This is a genomic window from Methylobacterium planeticum (assembly GCF_008806345.1).
Classification (GTDB): domain Bacteria; phylum Pseudomonadota; class Alphaproteobacteria; order Rhizobiales; family Beijerinckiaceae; genus Methylobacterium; species Methylobacterium planeticum.
The window spans coordinates 1-13,384 of record NZ_VZZJ01000003.1 but is presented as its reverse complement, the minus strand read 5'-3'; the positions used below and the strand labels follow the sequence as shown (position 1 = coordinate 13,384).

Annotated in this window: 15 protein-coding genes; 6 read left to right on the top strand and 9 right to left on the bottom strand. The window is 68.3% G+C overall.

The window, feature by feature from the left end:
* Positions 1 to 119 precede the first annotated feature (119 nt).
* From rcdA to F6X51_RS03770, 6 genes are all read right to left on the bottom strand, one after another.
* The gene (gene rcdA, locus F6X51_RS03795; RefSeq protein WP_150961899.1) at positions 120 to 650 is read right to left on the bottom strand and encodes a protease adaptor protein RcdA; all 531 of its coding nucleotides are present in this window, start codon (positions 648 to 650) and stop codon (positions 120 to 122) included.
* A gap of 328 nt (positions 651 to 978) precedes the next feature.
* On the bottom strand, positions 979 to 1,659 hold the full coding sequence (gene purQ, locus F6X51_RS03790) for a phosphoribosylformylglycinamidine synthase subunit PurQ (RefSeq protein WP_150961898.1): 681 nt from the start codon (positions 1,657 to 1,659) through the stop codon (positions 979 to 981).
* Positions 1,659 to 1,898: a phosphoribosylformylglycinamidine synthase subunit PurS gene (gene purS / locus F6X51_RS03785; protein WP_150961897.1), complete on the bottom strand. Its 240-nt coding sequence runs from the start codon at positions 1,896 to 1,898 to the stop codon at positions 1,659 to 1,661. The genes purQ and purS overlap by 1 nt, the downstream gene beginning before the upstream one ends.
* Before the next feature lie 155 nt (positions 1,899 to 2,053).
* Positions 2,054 to 2,290, bottom strand: a complete 237-nt coding sequence (locus tag F6X51_RS03780) for a hypothetical protein (RefSeq protein WP_150961896.1) — start codon at positions 2,288 to 2,290, stop codon at positions 2,054 to 2,056.
* A gap of 192 nt (positions 2,291 to 2,482) precedes the next feature.
* Complete coding sequence (locus tag F6X51_RS03775) at positions 2,483 to 3,085, bottom strand: ActR/PrrA/RegA family redox response regulator transcription factor (protein ID WP_150961895.1); 603 nt, start codon at positions 3,083 to 3,085, stop codon at positions 2,483 to 2,485.
* Positions 3,086 to 3,122: 37 nt separating this feature from the next.
* Positions 3,123 to 4,508 carry an ActS/PrrB/RegB family redox-sensitive histidine kinase gene (locus F6X51_RS03770; RefSeq protein WP_150961894.1) on the bottom strand — a complete coding sequence of 462 codons (1,386 nt, stop codon included), beginning with the start codon at positions 4,506 to 4,508 and terminating at the stop codon, positions 3,123 to 3,125.
* A 152-nt stretch (positions 4,509 to 4,660) separates the two neighbouring features.
* On the opposite strand from F6X51_RS03770, the gene F6X51_RS03765 reads away from it, so the two are divergent.
* Positions 4,661 to 5,938, top strand: coding sequence for a polyhydroxyalkanoate depolymerase (locus F6X51_RS03765; protein WP_150961893.1), 1,278 nt, complete (start codon positions 4,661 to 4,663; stop codon positions 5,936 to 5,938).
* A gap of 95 nt (positions 5,939 to 6,033) precedes the next feature.
* Entirely contained in the window at positions 6,034 to 6,768 is a 735-nt protein-coding gene (locus tag F6X51_RS03760; RefSeq protein WP_150961892.1) for a M48 family metallopeptidase, read from the top strand.
* A gap of 12 nt (positions 6,769 to 6,780) precedes the next feature.
* Here F6X51_RS03760 and F6X51_RS03755 read toward each other — a convergent pair whose 3' ends face one another.
* Positions 6,781 to 7,149 carry a hypothetical protein gene (locus F6X51_RS03755; RefSeq protein ID WP_150961891.1) on the bottom strand — a complete coding sequence of 123 codons (369 nt, stop codon included), beginning with the start codon at positions 7,147 to 7,149 and terminating at the stop codon, positions 6,781 to 6,783.
* A 250-nt stretch (positions 7,150 to 7,399) separates the two neighbouring features.
* On the opposite strand from F6X51_RS03755, the gene F6X51_RS03750 reads away from it, so the two are divergent.
* The 3 genes from F6X51_RS03750 (at position 7,400) to F6X51_RS03740 (ending at position 10,619) form a co-directional block, all read left to right on the top strand.
* The gene (locus F6X51_RS03750; protein ID WP_150962219.1) at positions 7,400 to 7,864 is read left to right on the top strand and encodes an invasion associated locus B family protein; all 465 of its coding nucleotides are present in this window, start codon (positions 7,400 to 7,402) and stop codon (positions 7,862 to 7,864) included.
* A 96-nt stretch (positions 7,865 to 7,960) separates the two neighbouring features.
* Positions 7,961 to 8,554 (top strand): hypothetical protein, encoded by a 594-nt coding sequence (locus tag F6X51_RS03745; protein ID WP_246696614.1) that lies wholly within the window; start codon positions 7,961 to 7,963, stop codon positions 8,552 to 8,554.
* A gap of 259 nt (positions 8,555 to 8,813) precedes the next feature.
* Complete coding sequence (locus F6X51_RS03740; protein WP_246696634.1) at positions 8,814 to 10,619, top strand: glycosyltransferase family 2 protein; 1,806 nt, start codon at positions 8,814 to 8,816, stop codon at positions 10,617 to 10,619.
* 94 nt (positions 10,620 to 10,713) lie between these two features.
* Here F6X51_RS03740 and purC read toward each other — a convergent pair whose 3' ends face one another.
* Together purC and nth are read right to left on the bottom strand one after the other, a co-directional pair.
* Entirely contained in the window at positions 10,714 to 11,508 is a 795-nt protein-coding gene (purC, locus tag F6X51_RS03735; protein ID WP_150961889.1) for a phosphoribosylaminoimidazolesuccinocarboxamide synthase, read from the bottom strand.
* 337 nt (positions 11,509 to 11,845) lie between these two features.
* Positions 11,846 to 12,574 carry an endonuclease III gene (nth, locus tag F6X51_RS03730; RefSeq protein ID WP_150961888.1) on the bottom strand — a complete coding sequence of 243 codons (729 nt, stop codon included), beginning with the start codon at positions 12,572 to 12,574 and terminating at the stop codon, positions 11,846 to 11,848.
* Positions 12,575 to 12,594: 20 nt separating this feature from the next.
* Between nth and F6X51_RS03725 the strand changes: the two genes are divergently transcribed.
* Positions 12,595 to 13,116, top strand: coding sequence for a DUF2244 domain-containing protein (locus tag F6X51_RS03725; RefSeq protein ID WP_150961887.1), 522 nt, complete (start codon positions 12,595 to 12,597; stop codon positions 13,114 to 13,116).
* Positions 13,117 to 13,384: the final 268 nt, after the last annotated feature.

Genomic DNA, 13,384 nt, shown 5'->3' with positions numbered 1-13,384 from the left:
CCCGGGCATGCGGTGTCGAAACGACGCGAGCGGGCGGCATCCCAGGATGCCGCCCGCTCGCGTTTCTGCGCCCGGATCCTCCAAGCCCCGGGGTTCGGAGGAGCCGCGCGTCCCGAGGATCAGTGCGTGCTGCTCGCGAAGACCGAGCGCAGCAAGCCCTGCTGGGCCGCAACCGGGCTCTCGCGGGTCGTCGGCGTCGGGCGGTCGTCCGAGATCAGCGTGTCGAGGTGCAGGATCCGGGCGTGCAGGCGGCGGGCGCGCAGCACGAGGTCCTGAAGGCGGAGCGGGAGCATCGCCAGAGCCTCCGCACGGATCTGATCCGGCATCGCGAGCTTCACACGGGTCTTCTCCTGGAGCGCCTGTCCGGGCGTGATCTCGCCCTCGGCGACGGCGCGCTGCACCAGGAGCCAGGACGCGATCTGCATCAGCAGGGTGGTGAGGCGCATGCTCTCGGCCGCGTAGCCGAGGGTCGCGTCGCGCGAGATCAGTCGGGATTCCTCGCGGCCCTCGCCGTCGAGATAGGCGGCCGTCTCTTCGACAAGCGCCATTCCATCGCGGAACAGCGCCCGGAACGCCTCGGAGGCGACGTAGGTCTCGCCGAAATTGACCCAGTCCCGCTCGTCCCGGAACGTGACGTCGAACCCGTTCATCGTGCCTCCTGTGCCGCGGCCGGTTCAGCGTCGTCCCGATCTGGGACGTCCCCGGCGTCTTCACGGCCCATGGCGCAACTCTAGCGCCGAAGCTGCGTCTCCGCTGGGTTAACCGGAAGGTAACGTTAACGCGGCCATTCGGTGCCGTCGGCGCCGGCCGGGGAGCGAGAGGGACCCGGACGAAAAAAAGCCGCCCAGGGCGGGCGGCTTTGGATGAGTCTACAGGGAGGCATCAAACAGAGTGGACGGAGGTACCACTCGACATCCAGACATCTGGACTGCTCCCTTCATGCGCCAGAAAGGTTAACCGGCGGTTAAGGGAGAGCACTCAAGCCGCCATGCTCTCGAACAGACCGCGCCCATCGGTGCCGCCGACCAGCCCTTCGACGAAATTCTCGGGGTGCGGCATCAGCCCGAGGACGTTGCGCTGCTCCGAGTAGATGCCGGCGATCGAGTTCAGCGACCCGTTGCGGTTGGCATCGACGGTCAGCGCACCCTGCGCATCGCAGTACCGGAAGGCGACGCGGCCCTCGCCCTCGATCCGCGCGATCGTCTCCGGATCGGCGAAGTAATTGCCCTCGCCATGGGCGACGCAGACGTCGATCACCTGCCCCTCGGCGTAGGCCGAGGTGAAGCGCGTGTCGTTGCGCTCGACGCGCAGCAACTGCCGATGACAGAGGAAGCGCCGGTTGACGTTGCGCATCAGGACGCCCGGAAGCAGGCCCGACTCGCACAGAATCTGGAAGCCGTTGCAGATGCCGAGGACGAGGCCGCCCCGGCCAGCATGGGCCCGCACGGCATCCATGGCAGCCGCGCGCCCGGCGATGGCACCGCATCGCAGGTAGTCGCCGTAGGAGAAGCCACCGGGCAGGACCGCGAGGTCGGTCCCGGCAGGGAGCTCCGTGTCGGCGTGCCAGACCTTGACCACCTCAGCCCCGGCGAGGCGCAGGGCCCGCGCCACGTCGGCATCGCGGTTGGAGCCGGGAAAGACGACGATGGCGGCGCGCATCAGACGATCTCGATCGCGTAGTTCTCGACCACCGTGTTGGCGAGGAGCTTCTCGCACGCGGTCCGGAGGGTCGCCTCGACCCCTGCGCCGTCCGCGGCCACGATCTCCACGTCGAACACCTTGCCCTGCCGCACGCTGCCGACCTCCTCGATACCGAAGGATTTCAGCGCGGACTCGATCGCCTTGCCCTGGGGATCCAAAACACCGGTCTTCAGGGTGACGATGATTCGCGCTTTCATGGCAGGAAACTCGTATGAGGGCTGGGCAGGTTGCCGATAGGGCGTAACGCACGCGCTGGCAACGGCATGATGCGCGCGGATCGGCCCGGGCAAGGGACCGACGGGCCGCAGGCTTACGCGATCCGGGGTTCCAGTGAAGCGGGACGGCGAGCCGGTCAGCGCCGTGGCGCCGGCGCCGAGCGCAGCGGCTCGATGCTCGTCGCGCGGCGCCAGAGCTGCAGCATGATCCAGGCGGCGAACAGGCTGAAGAGGCCCATCAGCACGTGCCCGACGCGGTCACCGAGGTCAAGCAGGCCGGCGAGGGCCCACCCCGCAGCGATCGCCACGGCGAACACCTCAGTCCCGACCAGCACCATCATGCTGACGATCGTGATCAGATTGCGCGTGTTCACGTGACTCGTTCCGTCGTCAAGCGGGCCTCGGCGTGGTTGCCCCAGCCACGCCCCGAGGCGCAGTAGCGCGATTACTCCGTGCTGCGCAACCGCGCGACCGGTGTGCCCGAACCCGACCCGATCCTCATCCCGGACTTTGCCGGGCGGTTATCCGCCCGGCGCCGCGATCGACGGCGCCGGACTTTCGGGGCCTCAGCGGGGCGCGCGCTTGGCGAGGATGCGCTGGAGGGTCCGGCGGTGCATGTTGAGGCGCCGAGCCGTCTCGGAGACATTGCGTCCGCAGAGCTCGTAGACCCGCTGGATGTGCTCCCAGCGCACGCGGTCCGCCGACATCGGGTTCTCGGGCGGATCGGCCCGCTCGCCCGGCTGCGCCATCAGGGTGCCGTGGATCTCGTCGGCGTCGGCGGGCTTGGCGAGATAGTCGAACGCCCCGAGCTTCACCGCCGTAACGGCGGTCGCGATGTTGCCGTAGCCCGTCAGGATGACGCCGCGGGCCTCGGGGCGGCGCTCCTTCAGCCGCGCGATCACGTCGAGACCGTTGCCGTCCCCGAGGCGCATGTCGATGACAGCGAAAGCGGGCGCGCGCGCTTCGACCATTGAGACGCCTTCGGCCACGCTCTCGGCGACCTGGACGTGGTAGCCGCGGCTCTCCATGGCGCGCGCGAGGCGCGTCGAGAAAGGCTTGTCGTCGTCGACGATCAGCAGCGAGCGATCGCTGAAGGCGGCCAACGGATCGTTATCGGCGAGTGTCAGGGCATCGGCGCCGGGCGCCGACGTTCCGGTCTGCGTCAGCATCGACGCTCCTCCAGTTTCATCGTGTCTGTTCAGGATCTTATATAGGCGCTGGGTCGCGCTGCGTCAGGGGCGGCGGAACACTGAATTCAGGGGTATGCCGGGGTGCGGCACCACGTTCGAACAGGTGCCTCGCCCAGGAAATCCGCACGATGGCCCCACTTGTTCCCGGCTGCGACGCATTCGAGAGTGAGAGCTGAGCGCCCGAGCGCTCGATCAGGGTCTTGGCGATGAACAGGCCGAGGCCGAGGCCGGCGCCGACCGCGTCTCCACCGACCACCCGGTCCGGGTTGCGCGTCGTCACGTAGGGCTCTCCGGCGCGGAGCAGGACCTCGCTGGAGAAGCCGGGGCCGTCGTCGCGAATCTCGAGCGACACGCGATCCAGCGTCCAGCGTGCCTCGATCACCACCCGGGACTCGGCGAAGTCCACGGCATTGTCGACAATATTGCCGAGGCCGAACATCACGCCGGGATTGCGGCGGCAGACCGGTTCCGGCCCGTCGCCCTGGCTCGTGGCTTCGAGGACGGTCCCGAGCGCGCGCTGGGGCGCGACCAGCTCCTCGACGAGATGGCTGAAGCTGACTGTCTGGAGAAAGCCGCCCTCGTCACCGTCGAGCGAGGTGAGCTTCGACAGGATCCCGCGGCAGCGGTCGACCTGTTCGCGCAGGAGGTGCAGATCGTCGGCCACGGCGGGTGAGGCGGTCGGCCCGAGCTGGCGCACCAGCTCCTTCGTGACGACCATGATGGTTCCGAGCGGCGTGCCGAGCTCGTGGGCCGCTGCGGCCGCGAGCCCGTCGAGCTGCGAGAGATGCTGCTCGCGCGCGAGGACGAGCTCCGTCGCAGCCAGCGCCTGAGCGAGCTGGCGCGTCTCTTCCGCGACACGCCAGGCGTAGACGCCCGTGAAGGCGGTGCCGAGCAGGATCGCCGTCCACACGCCGGAGATGTATAGGAACGGCAGCTCGATCCGTCCATCCGAGAACCACGGCAACGGCCGATGCACGAGGGCGAGCAGGGTCGCCAAGCCGATGGCGAGGAGACCGAGCGCGAGCGTCCGCTCCGGTGGCAATGCGGTCGCCGAGATGAGGACGGGGGCCAGGAACAGCAGCGAGAACGGGTTCTGCAGGCCGCCGGTCAGGAAGAGCAGGGCGGCGAGTTGGATGATGTCGAAGGCGAGCAGGAGAGCCGCGGAATCGTCGCTGAGCCGGTAGCTCGCGGGGAAGCGGATCCGCAGCGCCAGATTGAGCCAGGACGATGCCGCGATCACCAGGAAGCACCAGCCGAAGGGCAGGGCGAGGCCGAGGCCGAACTGCGCGCCGACGACCGCCGCGCTCTGCCCGGTGATCGCGAGCCAGCGCAGGCGCACGAAGGTATCGAGTCTCAAATGGCGTGCGTTGCGGGAGAAGCCGCTCGTGCTCGTGACTGGCATGGCCTGCTGACGATAGGGTCCTGCGCTGCACCGTCCAGACTTCGCGTCACGTTCGTTGTGCAGCGATTCATCTGGGAACCTGTAGGATCGGCAGTAGGTTGCCACGCGCGGGTCGAAAACCCGGGCTTTGGATCGACGTAGAGGCGCGTGCCATGGATTTGGCTTACTTCTGGTACGAGGGTGCGCGGGCGATGCTGACGCCTGTCCGCGTCGGCGCCGACATGGTCCGGCACAGCCTCGCCAACCCGGCCAATCCCCTGGCGTACTCGCCCTATGCCCGCTCCATGTCGGCGGGCTGCGAGATGTTCGAGCGGGTCACCCGCCGCTACGGCAAGCCGAGTTTCGGCATCAACGAGACCCGCATCGATGGGGTGAGCGTTCCGGTCAGCGAGCGGATCGTGTGGGAGCGACCCTTCTGCCGGGTCATCGCATTTGATCGCGGATACCACCATGCCACCGCCGGGGCGCAACCGAAGCTCCTCATCGTGGCCCCGATGTCGGGGCACTACGCCACGCTCCTGCGCGGCACCGTCGACGCGATGCTGCCCAACCATCAGGTCTTCATCACCGACTGGGCCGATGCGCGCATGGTGCCGCTGGTCGAGGGCCGCTTCGATCTCGACACCTACATCGACTACCTCAAGGACATGTTCCGCGATCTCGGGCCGGACCTGCACGTCATGGCCGTGTGCCAGCCCGCGGTGCCCGTCGCGGCCGCGGTCGCGGTGATGGAGGCCGAGGCCAGCCCCTCCGTGCCCGTGTCGATGACGCTGATGGGCGGTCCCATCGATACGCGGCGGTCGCCGACCGCCGTGAACTGCCTCGCGCAGGAGCGCGGCCAGACGTGGTTCGAGCGCAACTGCATCACCCTGGTTCCGCCCCTCTACCCGGGCGCGTGGCGCCAGGTCTATCCGGGGTTCCTGCAACTCTCGGGCTTCATGGCGATGAACCTCGACCGGCACGTCAACGCGCATGCCGAGATGTTCGATCACCTCGTCACCGGGGACGGTGACTCCGCCGAGAAGCACCGGGAGTTCTACGACGAGTATCTGGCCGTGATGGACCTCACGGCGGAGTTCTACCTGCAGACGGTCCGGACCGTGTTCGTCGAACACGCGCTACCGCGCGGGACGATGCTGCATCACGGCGTCCCGGTCGACCTCGGCGCGATCCGCCGCTGCGCCATCCTCGCGGTCGAGGGCGAGAACGACGACATTTCCGGGGTCGGGCAGACACAGGCCGCCCTCGAACTGACGCCGAACCTCCCGGCCTCGCGCAAGGCCTATCACCTGCAGACCGGCGTTGGGCATTACGGGGTATTCAACGGGTCGCGATACCGGACCGTCATCGCGCCGCGCATCAGTTCCTTCATCTGCGAGATGCAGGCTCAGCCGGCCGAAGCGCAGCCCTACCTCCGGCGCGTCGTCTGAGGCGCGGAGTCGCCCGAAAGCCGCGCCTCCTGAAAACGCGTGCGCCGGCCGAAGCGCGACTGGAGGGACCGACCGCGTGAGGCTAAGCTGGCCTCATGCCCCTCGCCCTCCTGCGCCGGCCGGATCCTGACCATCTCGACATCGTCCATGGCGGCGAGACCCTGCGCATCGCCGTGCGCCGGTTGCCGGCTGCGCGTCGGCTGACGCTGCGGGTGTCTCAGGCGACCGGGGAGGTGGTGATCACGCTGCCGGCCCGGACCGCGATCGCGACTGCGCAGCGATTCGCCACCAGCCACGGCGGGTGGATCGCGGCCCGCCTCGCGCGGTTGCCGGAGCGCGTGCCCTTCGCGGGCGGCGCGCTCCTGCCCCTCCGCGGCGTGTCTCACCGGATCATCCACCGGGGCGTTCGGAGCGGTGCGACCACGCTGGTCGGCGACGGTCCCGAGCCCGCCATCTCGGTATCCTGCGAGGCCGCGCACATCGCGCGACGGGTTCGCGAGTTCCTCGAGCGCGAGGTTCGGCGTGACCTCGCGGTGGCGGTCGGCCGCTACACGGAGCGGTTGGGGCAGGGGCCGAAGCGCATCACCGTGCGCGACACGCGAAGCCGTTGGGGCTCCTGCACGGCACGCGGCGACCTGAACTTCTCTTGGCGACTGATCATGGCGCCGCCCCTGGTGCTCGATTATCTCGTCGCCCACGAAATGGCCCATCTGCGCGAGATGAACCACTCGAACCGGTTCTGGACCCTGCTCGGCGGCCTGTGCCCCCACGTCGATGAGGCGGAAGCATGGCTCAAGCGGTACGGGGCGACGCTGCATCGGTACGGCTGAGCCGGAAGGGGCTCAGCCCTTCGACCGGAGGACGCGGACCTCCTCGACGGGCCAGGTCGGCCGCGGATCGACCTGTCCGGGATAGAGCGTGCGCGGCGCGACGCTGTCGCAGACCTCGCGTTGCCGGATGATCGTCGCATGGCCGTTCGCGTCGCGCCGCCGCACGTAACCGCCGTCGCGGCAGAAGCCCGCGATCTCGGCCGCGCTCCCGTTGCGCCGTCCGTAGGGGTTTCGAGATACGGGGGGATGCTCGATCGTCAGCGGGCCGCTGCGGTTGAGGGAGCGCTCGATATACGTCGTCTCCCCGATCGGGAGCGGGTCAGCCGCCGCCTGCGAGAGGCCAGCGAGGACGAGGAGGGCCGGCAGGGCGAGGTGACGCATGGAGGGCGCTCCGGTGCGAGGGACTGATCAGGTTCATAATTAGAGCGTAGCCGCACGCGCGGATAGCTCATTATGGCAACAATGAGCCGACCGTCTTCGCTTGACAGCGGACGGCCCAGCATGGTCGGAACACCGGGCTTTCGGCCCGGCGCCCATCTCGGCACCGGGGCGCACGAAGAGGGATCGGCGCGTGGGTCTGCGAACTGGGCTGGCTGCTGCAAGGCGTCTCACCGTGGCACTTGCCCCTGCAATGCTCGCGCTCGCCGGTTCCGGCCCCGCCCAAGCGCAAGGCATGGTGCGCAAGACCTTCGAGGATTGGCAGCTTCGCTGCGAGACGCCGGCCGGCGCCAAGGCGGAGCAATGCGCCATGGTGCAGTACCTCGCCGCCGAGGACCGACCGAACCTGACCCTGGTGGTCATCGTCCTGAAGACCGCGGACAATCGCGGCTACCTGCTGCGGGTCGTGGCCCCCCTCGGGGTGCTGCTGCCCTCGGGACTCGGCCTGAAGATCGACCAGACCGACATCGGACGCGCCGGCTTCGTGCGCTGCCTGACGACGGGATGCGTCGCGGAGGTGGTGATGGACGACACTCTGATCCGGCAATTCAAGGCCGGCACACAGGCGACCTTCATCGTCTTCCAGACGCCGGAGGAGGGCGTCGGGATTCCGCTGTCGATGAAGGGTTTCGGTGCCGGCTTCGACAGCCTGAAGTAAGCAGTGCAGAGAAGGACCGCGAGGGCGCGAAACGGCATGGTACGGACAAGCCGGCGGGATCACGCGAAGAAGGGATGGCTGCGGCTCGGTGGATTGGTGGCGCTCGGGGTTCTCGCAGCCTCGGGCCCGCGTGCCGAGGAGGGCAACTTCCTGTCGAATATCTTCAAGTACGGCGGGACGACCGTTCCCCCCTCGCAGGCCCCGGAACTCGAGGCGCCCTACTGTCCGCCCGTTGGGGTCACCGAAGGGGGCGCAGCGCTGCAGGCCATGGGCGGATCCGCCGGCAATGCGGCGAGCATCCGGACCCAGATGAGCCTCGGGCGGCTGGCTCGCGAATGCGTTCGGCGCCAGGACGGGTCGATCAGCGTCAAGGTCGGGGTGGAAGGGCGCGTGCTTCTCGGACCCGCCGGCGCGCCCGGCCGTTTCGATGTGCCGCTGACGATCGTGATCAAGTACGACGACAAGGTGGTCACATCGCGCAGCCACCGGACGTCCGTGACCGTCGCGCCCGGCGAGGCCCAGGGCTTCTTCTCCGTCATCGAGGAGGATCTCGTCGTGCCCGCTGCGATGACGCGCGATTACGAGATCGAGGTCGGCCTCGGCGGTGGCGCGAAAGCCAAGAAGGCGCCCGCGCGGCGCAAGCCCGTACCGGCCGCGAGCGCGGGTGGCGAGCCCGGAGCCGCACAATGAGGCGCTCGCTCCGATCGTCGAGGGCGATCTCCTGATCCGACTGGGTCCCGCTCGACCGTGGCTCGGACGGCAGACGAATTTCCGCTTGGAGCCCTGCGACGATCCTGTGTTCGATCAGCGGCTGGTCCTCGAAGAGGATGCCCGTGGCGGCTGGATCGTCCTGAGCTACGCCAACGACGCGACCGCGGCGGCGCTGCGCCCCCTGCTGCGTCTCGTCCGCGCCGAGGGGGCAATCCAGGATTTCGTTCTGCCTGGCGTGATGCTGGCCCGGGCGCATTGGCTCGGCCTGCTGCCCCCGGACGTTGCCGAGATCCGGCTCGCCGTCGATGCGGGCTCAGGGTTCGCCCTGGAGCGCGTCGGGCTGCGCAGCCATGCGGGCCTCCTCGGGGAATGCCTCGTCAAACGGCCCCTGCGGGCGTTCGCAGCCGCGTATCAGATGGCTCGCCGCGATGAACGGCGCTTCCGCGATATCCTGCGCGGTGCCTGCGCGACGGAACCGCTGTCACGCTACTCGGCTTGGTCGGCGGCGCGCCAGGGCCCGTCCCGCCAGAGGATTTACCCGCGCGGACCCAGGATCCGTGTGCTCATCCCGGTTCGGCGAGGGGAGGGGAGGGGGCTCGCGCCGACGATCGGGAGTCTGCGTGGGCAGACGCACCAGGATTGGCGGGCCGTCATTCGATGGGCGGCCGGTGAGCTGCGGCGCGCGACCCCAGAGGATGTCCGGTTCGTCCACGAAGCCTGGCGAGAGACCGATCATGTGGACGATCTGCTCGCTGATGCGGATGCGCTCTGCGTCGTCGATCCAGGCGAGACGCTGACCCCCGATGCCCTCGCGCTCCTCGGACACGCGGCGGCGGAGCGGCCTGAACTCGATCTCGTCTACGGGGATGCGGTGCACGGGGCGGGCGCCCCCGTCCTCAAGCCCGATTGGAGCCCCGACCTCGCGCTCACGACCGGCTACTTCGACAAGCCGGCGCTCCTCACGCGCGCGCTGATCGAACGATGGCCGCTCCGGATGGCCGGGGCCATCGATGGGTTCGCCGAAGAGCTTCGATTGTCCGTCGCCACGACGGCGCGGCACGTGGCCCATGTGCAGCGCATTCTCAGCCGGACGCAGCGTCCGCCCGCCGATCTGATACCAGGGGCTGCGGCGCTATCGCGGCATCTGCAGTCGGTCATGGCACCCGTCGAGTCGGACGTCGCGGCCGGACATGTCGACCTGCGCTGGTCCATGCCCAAGCCTGCGCCCTCGGTGAGCATCGTGATCCCGTCGCGGGACCGCTACGACCTGATCACGCGGGTCTGCCGGGGCATCCTGCACGAGACGAGCTACCCGACGATCGAGGTCGTGATCGTGGACAACGGGTCGAGCGATGCCGACGTGCTCGGCTTCTACGAGACGTTGCGCGCCGACCGGCGTGTTCAGATCATCATCGAACCGGCGCCGTTCAACTTCTCCGCGATGGTCAATCGGGGCGTCGCGGCCGCGAGCGGCGACATCGTGGTTCTCCTCAACAACGACGTCGCAATCCTGGCGCCGGATTGGCTCGACGCAATGGTGCGCCAAGCTGCCCGGCCCGAGGTGGGCGCGGTCGGGGCGAAGCTCCTCTACGGCAACGGAACCCTGCAGCATGCCGGGGTCGTCGTGGGCCTCGGAGGCCGCGCCGGCCACATTCTGCGGCGCAGGTCCAGCGAGACGCCTGGGCATCTCGGACGCCTCAAGGTCGCCCACGAGGTCTCGGCGGTGACCGCCGCATGCCTCGCCGTCTCGCGCGCGAAGTACGACTCGGTCGGCGGCTTCGACGCCGAGGCGTTCCCGATCGATTTCAACGATGTCGATTTCTGCCTGCGGCTCGGCAAGGCCGGCTACAAGACGGTGTGGACGCCGGCCGCGGTCCTCGCGCACCTGGAATCCGTGAGCCGTGGCCCGGCGGTCGGCGAGGCGCGTCAGCGTTTCGAGCGCGAGGCCCACGGCTTCGTCGAGCGCTGGCGCGATACGATCCGCCACGACCCGTTCTACCATCCCGCCCTGTCGCTCACGACCTTCGGCGAGGATCTGGAGTGAGTTCACTCCGGAACGGCAGGGGGCCGCCGCTGCCGCGTGGCCCCCTGCCGTTCCCGATCGCGCGCGGCCGGAGCGTAAACGCCGGCCCGCTGCCTTACTGGACGAGACGGGGGCCGCCCGTCTGGACCTTCTCGTTCTCCGACATGATTCCGAGCCGCTTGGCGACTTCGGTATAGGCCTCGATCAGGCCGCCGAGATCCTTGCGGAAACGATCCTTGTCGAGCTTGTCGGACGACTTGATGTCCCACAGGCGGCAGGAATCCGGGGAGATCTCGTCAGCGACCACGATCCGCATCATGTCGCCTTCCCAGAGCCGGCCCGTCTCCATCTTGAAGTCGACGAGGCGGATTCCGACGCCGAGGAAGAGCCCCGACAGGAAGTCGTTGACCCGGATGGCGAGCGCCATGATGTCGTCGATCTCCTGCGGCGTCGCCCAGCCGAAGGCCGTGATGTGCTCTTCCGACACCATCGGGTCGTTGAGCTGGTCGTTCTTGTAGTAGAATTCGATGATCGAGCGGGGCAGCTGCGTTCCCTCCTCGAGGCCGAGCCGCGTGGCGAGCGAGCCGGCCGCCACGTTGCGCACCACGACCTCGAGCGGGATGATCTCCACCTCACGGATGAGCTGCTCGCGCATGTTCAGGCGGCGGATGAAGTGGGTTGGTACGCCAATATCGTTGAGGTGCTGGAACACGAATTCCGAGATCCGGTTGTTCAGCACACCCTTGCCGTCGATGATCTCATGCTTCTTCGCGTTGAAGGCGGTCGCGTCATCCTTGAAGTGCTGGATGAGCGTCCCGGGCTCAGGTCCCTCGTAGAGGACCTTCGCCTTGCCCTCGTAGATGCGACGGCGGCGGTTCATAGGCGTGTACCGTGGTTTGAGGAAGTCCATGGGCCGTGACTCCTGGGCGACGAAATGATGTGCGGAATCCGCGGCGTGGCGACCTGATGGAAGGTCGGGCCGCGAGAGCGCATCATTGCCGAAGGCCCTCGGCGACCGCCTGGCAAACTACCCGAAGCGGACTTTCAGCACAACGCGTTAGCCGTGCGGCTGATCCCCCGCGGACGCCGGCCGAGCCTCGACCGCCAAGCCTCGACCGCCAAGCCTCGACCGCCAAGCCTCGACCGCCAAGCCTCGACCGCCAAGCCTCGACCGCCAAGCCTCGACCGCCAAGCCTCGACCGCCAAGCCTCGACCGCCAAGCCTCGACCGCTAAGCCTCGCGCGGGGTCACACGGTCTTCGAGGGATAGCGGCAGAGGTCGGTGATGGGGCAGCGGGGGCATTCGGGCCTGCGCGCCTTGCAGATGTAGCGCCCGAAGAGGATGAGCCAGTGATGGGCGTTGAGCCGGTAGGGTGCCGGCACCAGGGCCTCGAGGCCGGCCTGCACCTTGTCGGTGGTCGGAGCCACGATCAGCGGGATCCGGTTCGCCACGCGAAAGATGTGCGTGTCGACCGCGATGGTCTCCTTTCCGAAGGCGACGTTGAGCACCACGCTCGCGGTCTTCGTGCCGACGCCCGGCAGGATTTCGAGGTCGCGGCGCAGAGGGGGCACCTCTCCGCCATGCCGCTCCACCAGGATGCGGGAGAGGGCGATCACGTTCTTCGCCTTGGTGTTGAAGAGCCCGATCGTCCGGATGTAGCCGCGCACAGTCTCCTCGCCGAGGGCCAGCATCTTCTCGGGCGTATCGGCGAGCGCGAAGAGCGGAGCGGTGGCGAGGTTGACGCTCTTGTCGGTTGCCTGGGCGGAGAGGACCACGGCGACCAGGAGCGTGAAGGCGTTGCGGTACGCGAGTTCCGCACGGGGCTCGGGATTTGCCGCGCTCAGACGCGCGAAGATCTCCCGAACCGTCGCGGCATCGACGGGCGAGGGGGCCGTCTCGATGCGTGCGACAATCGGCTGGGCGAGGGTGCCCCGGATCGGCGCTTTCCGGACATTCGACGTCTTCCTGGCGGGCATCCGCGCGTTATATTGCGCTTATGGCGAGCGGCAACCTTTCTGCCCATCCCGACGGGCTCGATCCAAACGCGATCGAGCGGCCGGTCTTCGCGGCAACGATCCGTCCTCATCAATCCCTCGGCCGGACCGGTTTTCGCGTCGTCATGGCGGGATGCTGCCTCGTGTCTCTCGTGACCTCGATCTGGTGCTGGCGGATGGGCTTCTGGCCGATCGCCGGGTTCTTCGGCCTCGATATGATCGCGCTCTACGCGGCTCTGAAGGTCAGCCTTCGGCGTGGGCGTTCCTTCGAGGAGGTGATGATCTCGCAGCTCGAGATCCTGCTCGCCCGCGTCAGCCACCGCGGCGAGCGGCGCGAATGGCGCTTCAACCCGCTCTGGACGAAGCTGACGACCGTCGAGGACGACGAGTACGGGCTGCAGCGCGTCACGCTGGTCTCGCGTCGGCAGCATGTCGTGGTGGCACGCGATGCCTCGCCGGACGAGCGGGCGCGCATCGCCCGCGGCCTGACCCACGCGCTCGCCGTGGTGAAGAAGGGATTTTGAGGGGCGTCGCAGATCCGCGGGTCCGAGAGAGCGAAAATTCGCGATGGTTCCCCCCTGATGCTGGATGCGCGCGGCTCCAGGCCCGCCTGTCACACGGGTGTCGGGAAGGGGTGGTTGGGATTGGGGTTCGGATTCTTGGGTTGACGGGCCGGAGCGGGCTGCGTATACCGCTGCTCATAGGCGCCGGCCGCGGAAGCGGCCCGGTCGCCGAAACATCTCTTGGACAATCTGGGCTGATGAGCTCGGCTTCGGTCGGGTGAGGCGCTTA

Bases quoted from the DNA above. Each gene is read 5' to 3' on its own strand.
- rcdA (WP_150961899.1), bottom strand. From the start codon at position 650: ATGAACGGGTTCGACGTCACGTTCCGGGACGAGCGGGACTGGGTCAAT.
- purQ (WP_150961898.1), bottom strand. From the start codon at position 1,659: ATGCGCGCCGCCATCGTCGTCTTTCCCGGCTCCAACCGCGATGCCGAC.
- purS (WP_150961897.1), bottom strand. From the start codon at position 1,898: ATGAAAGCGCGAATCATCGTCACCCTGAAGACCGGTGTTTTGGATCCC.
- F6X51_RS03775 (WP_150961895.1), bottom strand. From the start codon at position 3,085: ATGCTGACGCAGACCGGAACGTCGGCGCCCGGCGCCGATGCCCTGACA.
- F6X51_RS03770 (WP_150961894.1), bottom strand. From the start codon at position 4,508: ATGCCAGTCACGAGCACGAGCGGCTTCTCCCGCAACGCACGCCATTTG.
- F6X51_RS03765 (WP_150961893.1), top strand. From the start codon at position 4,661: ATGGATTTGGCTTACTTCTGGTACGAGGGTGCGCGGGCGATGCTGACG.
- F6X51_RS03760 (WP_150961892.1), top strand. From the start codon at position 6,034: ATGCCCCTCGCCCTCCTGCGCCGGCCGGATCCTGACCATCTCGACATC.
- F6X51_RS03755 (WP_150961891.1), bottom strand. From the start codon at position 7,149: ATGCGTCACCTCGCCCTGCCGGCCCTCCTCGTCCTCGCTGGCCTCTCG.
- F6X51_RS03750 (WP_150962219.1), top strand. From the start codon at position 7,400: ATGCTCGCGCTCGCCGGTTCCGGCCCCGCCCAAGCGCAAGGCATGGTG.
- F6X51_RS03740 (WP_246696634.1), top strand. From the start codon at position 8,814: ATGCTGGCCCGGGCGCATTGGCTCGGCCTGCTGCCCCCGGACGTTGCC.
- purC (WP_150961889.1), bottom strand. From the start codon at position 11,508: ATGGACTTCCTCAAACCACGGTACACGCCTATGAACCGCCGCCGTCGC.
- nth (WP_150961888.1), bottom strand. From the start codon at position 12,574: ATGCCCGCCAGGAAGACGTCGAATGTCCGGAAAGCGCCGATCCGGGGC.
- F6X51_RS03725 (WP_150961887.1), top strand. From the start codon at position 12,595: ATGGCGAGCGGCAACCTTTCTGCCCATCCCGACGGGCTCGATCCAAAC.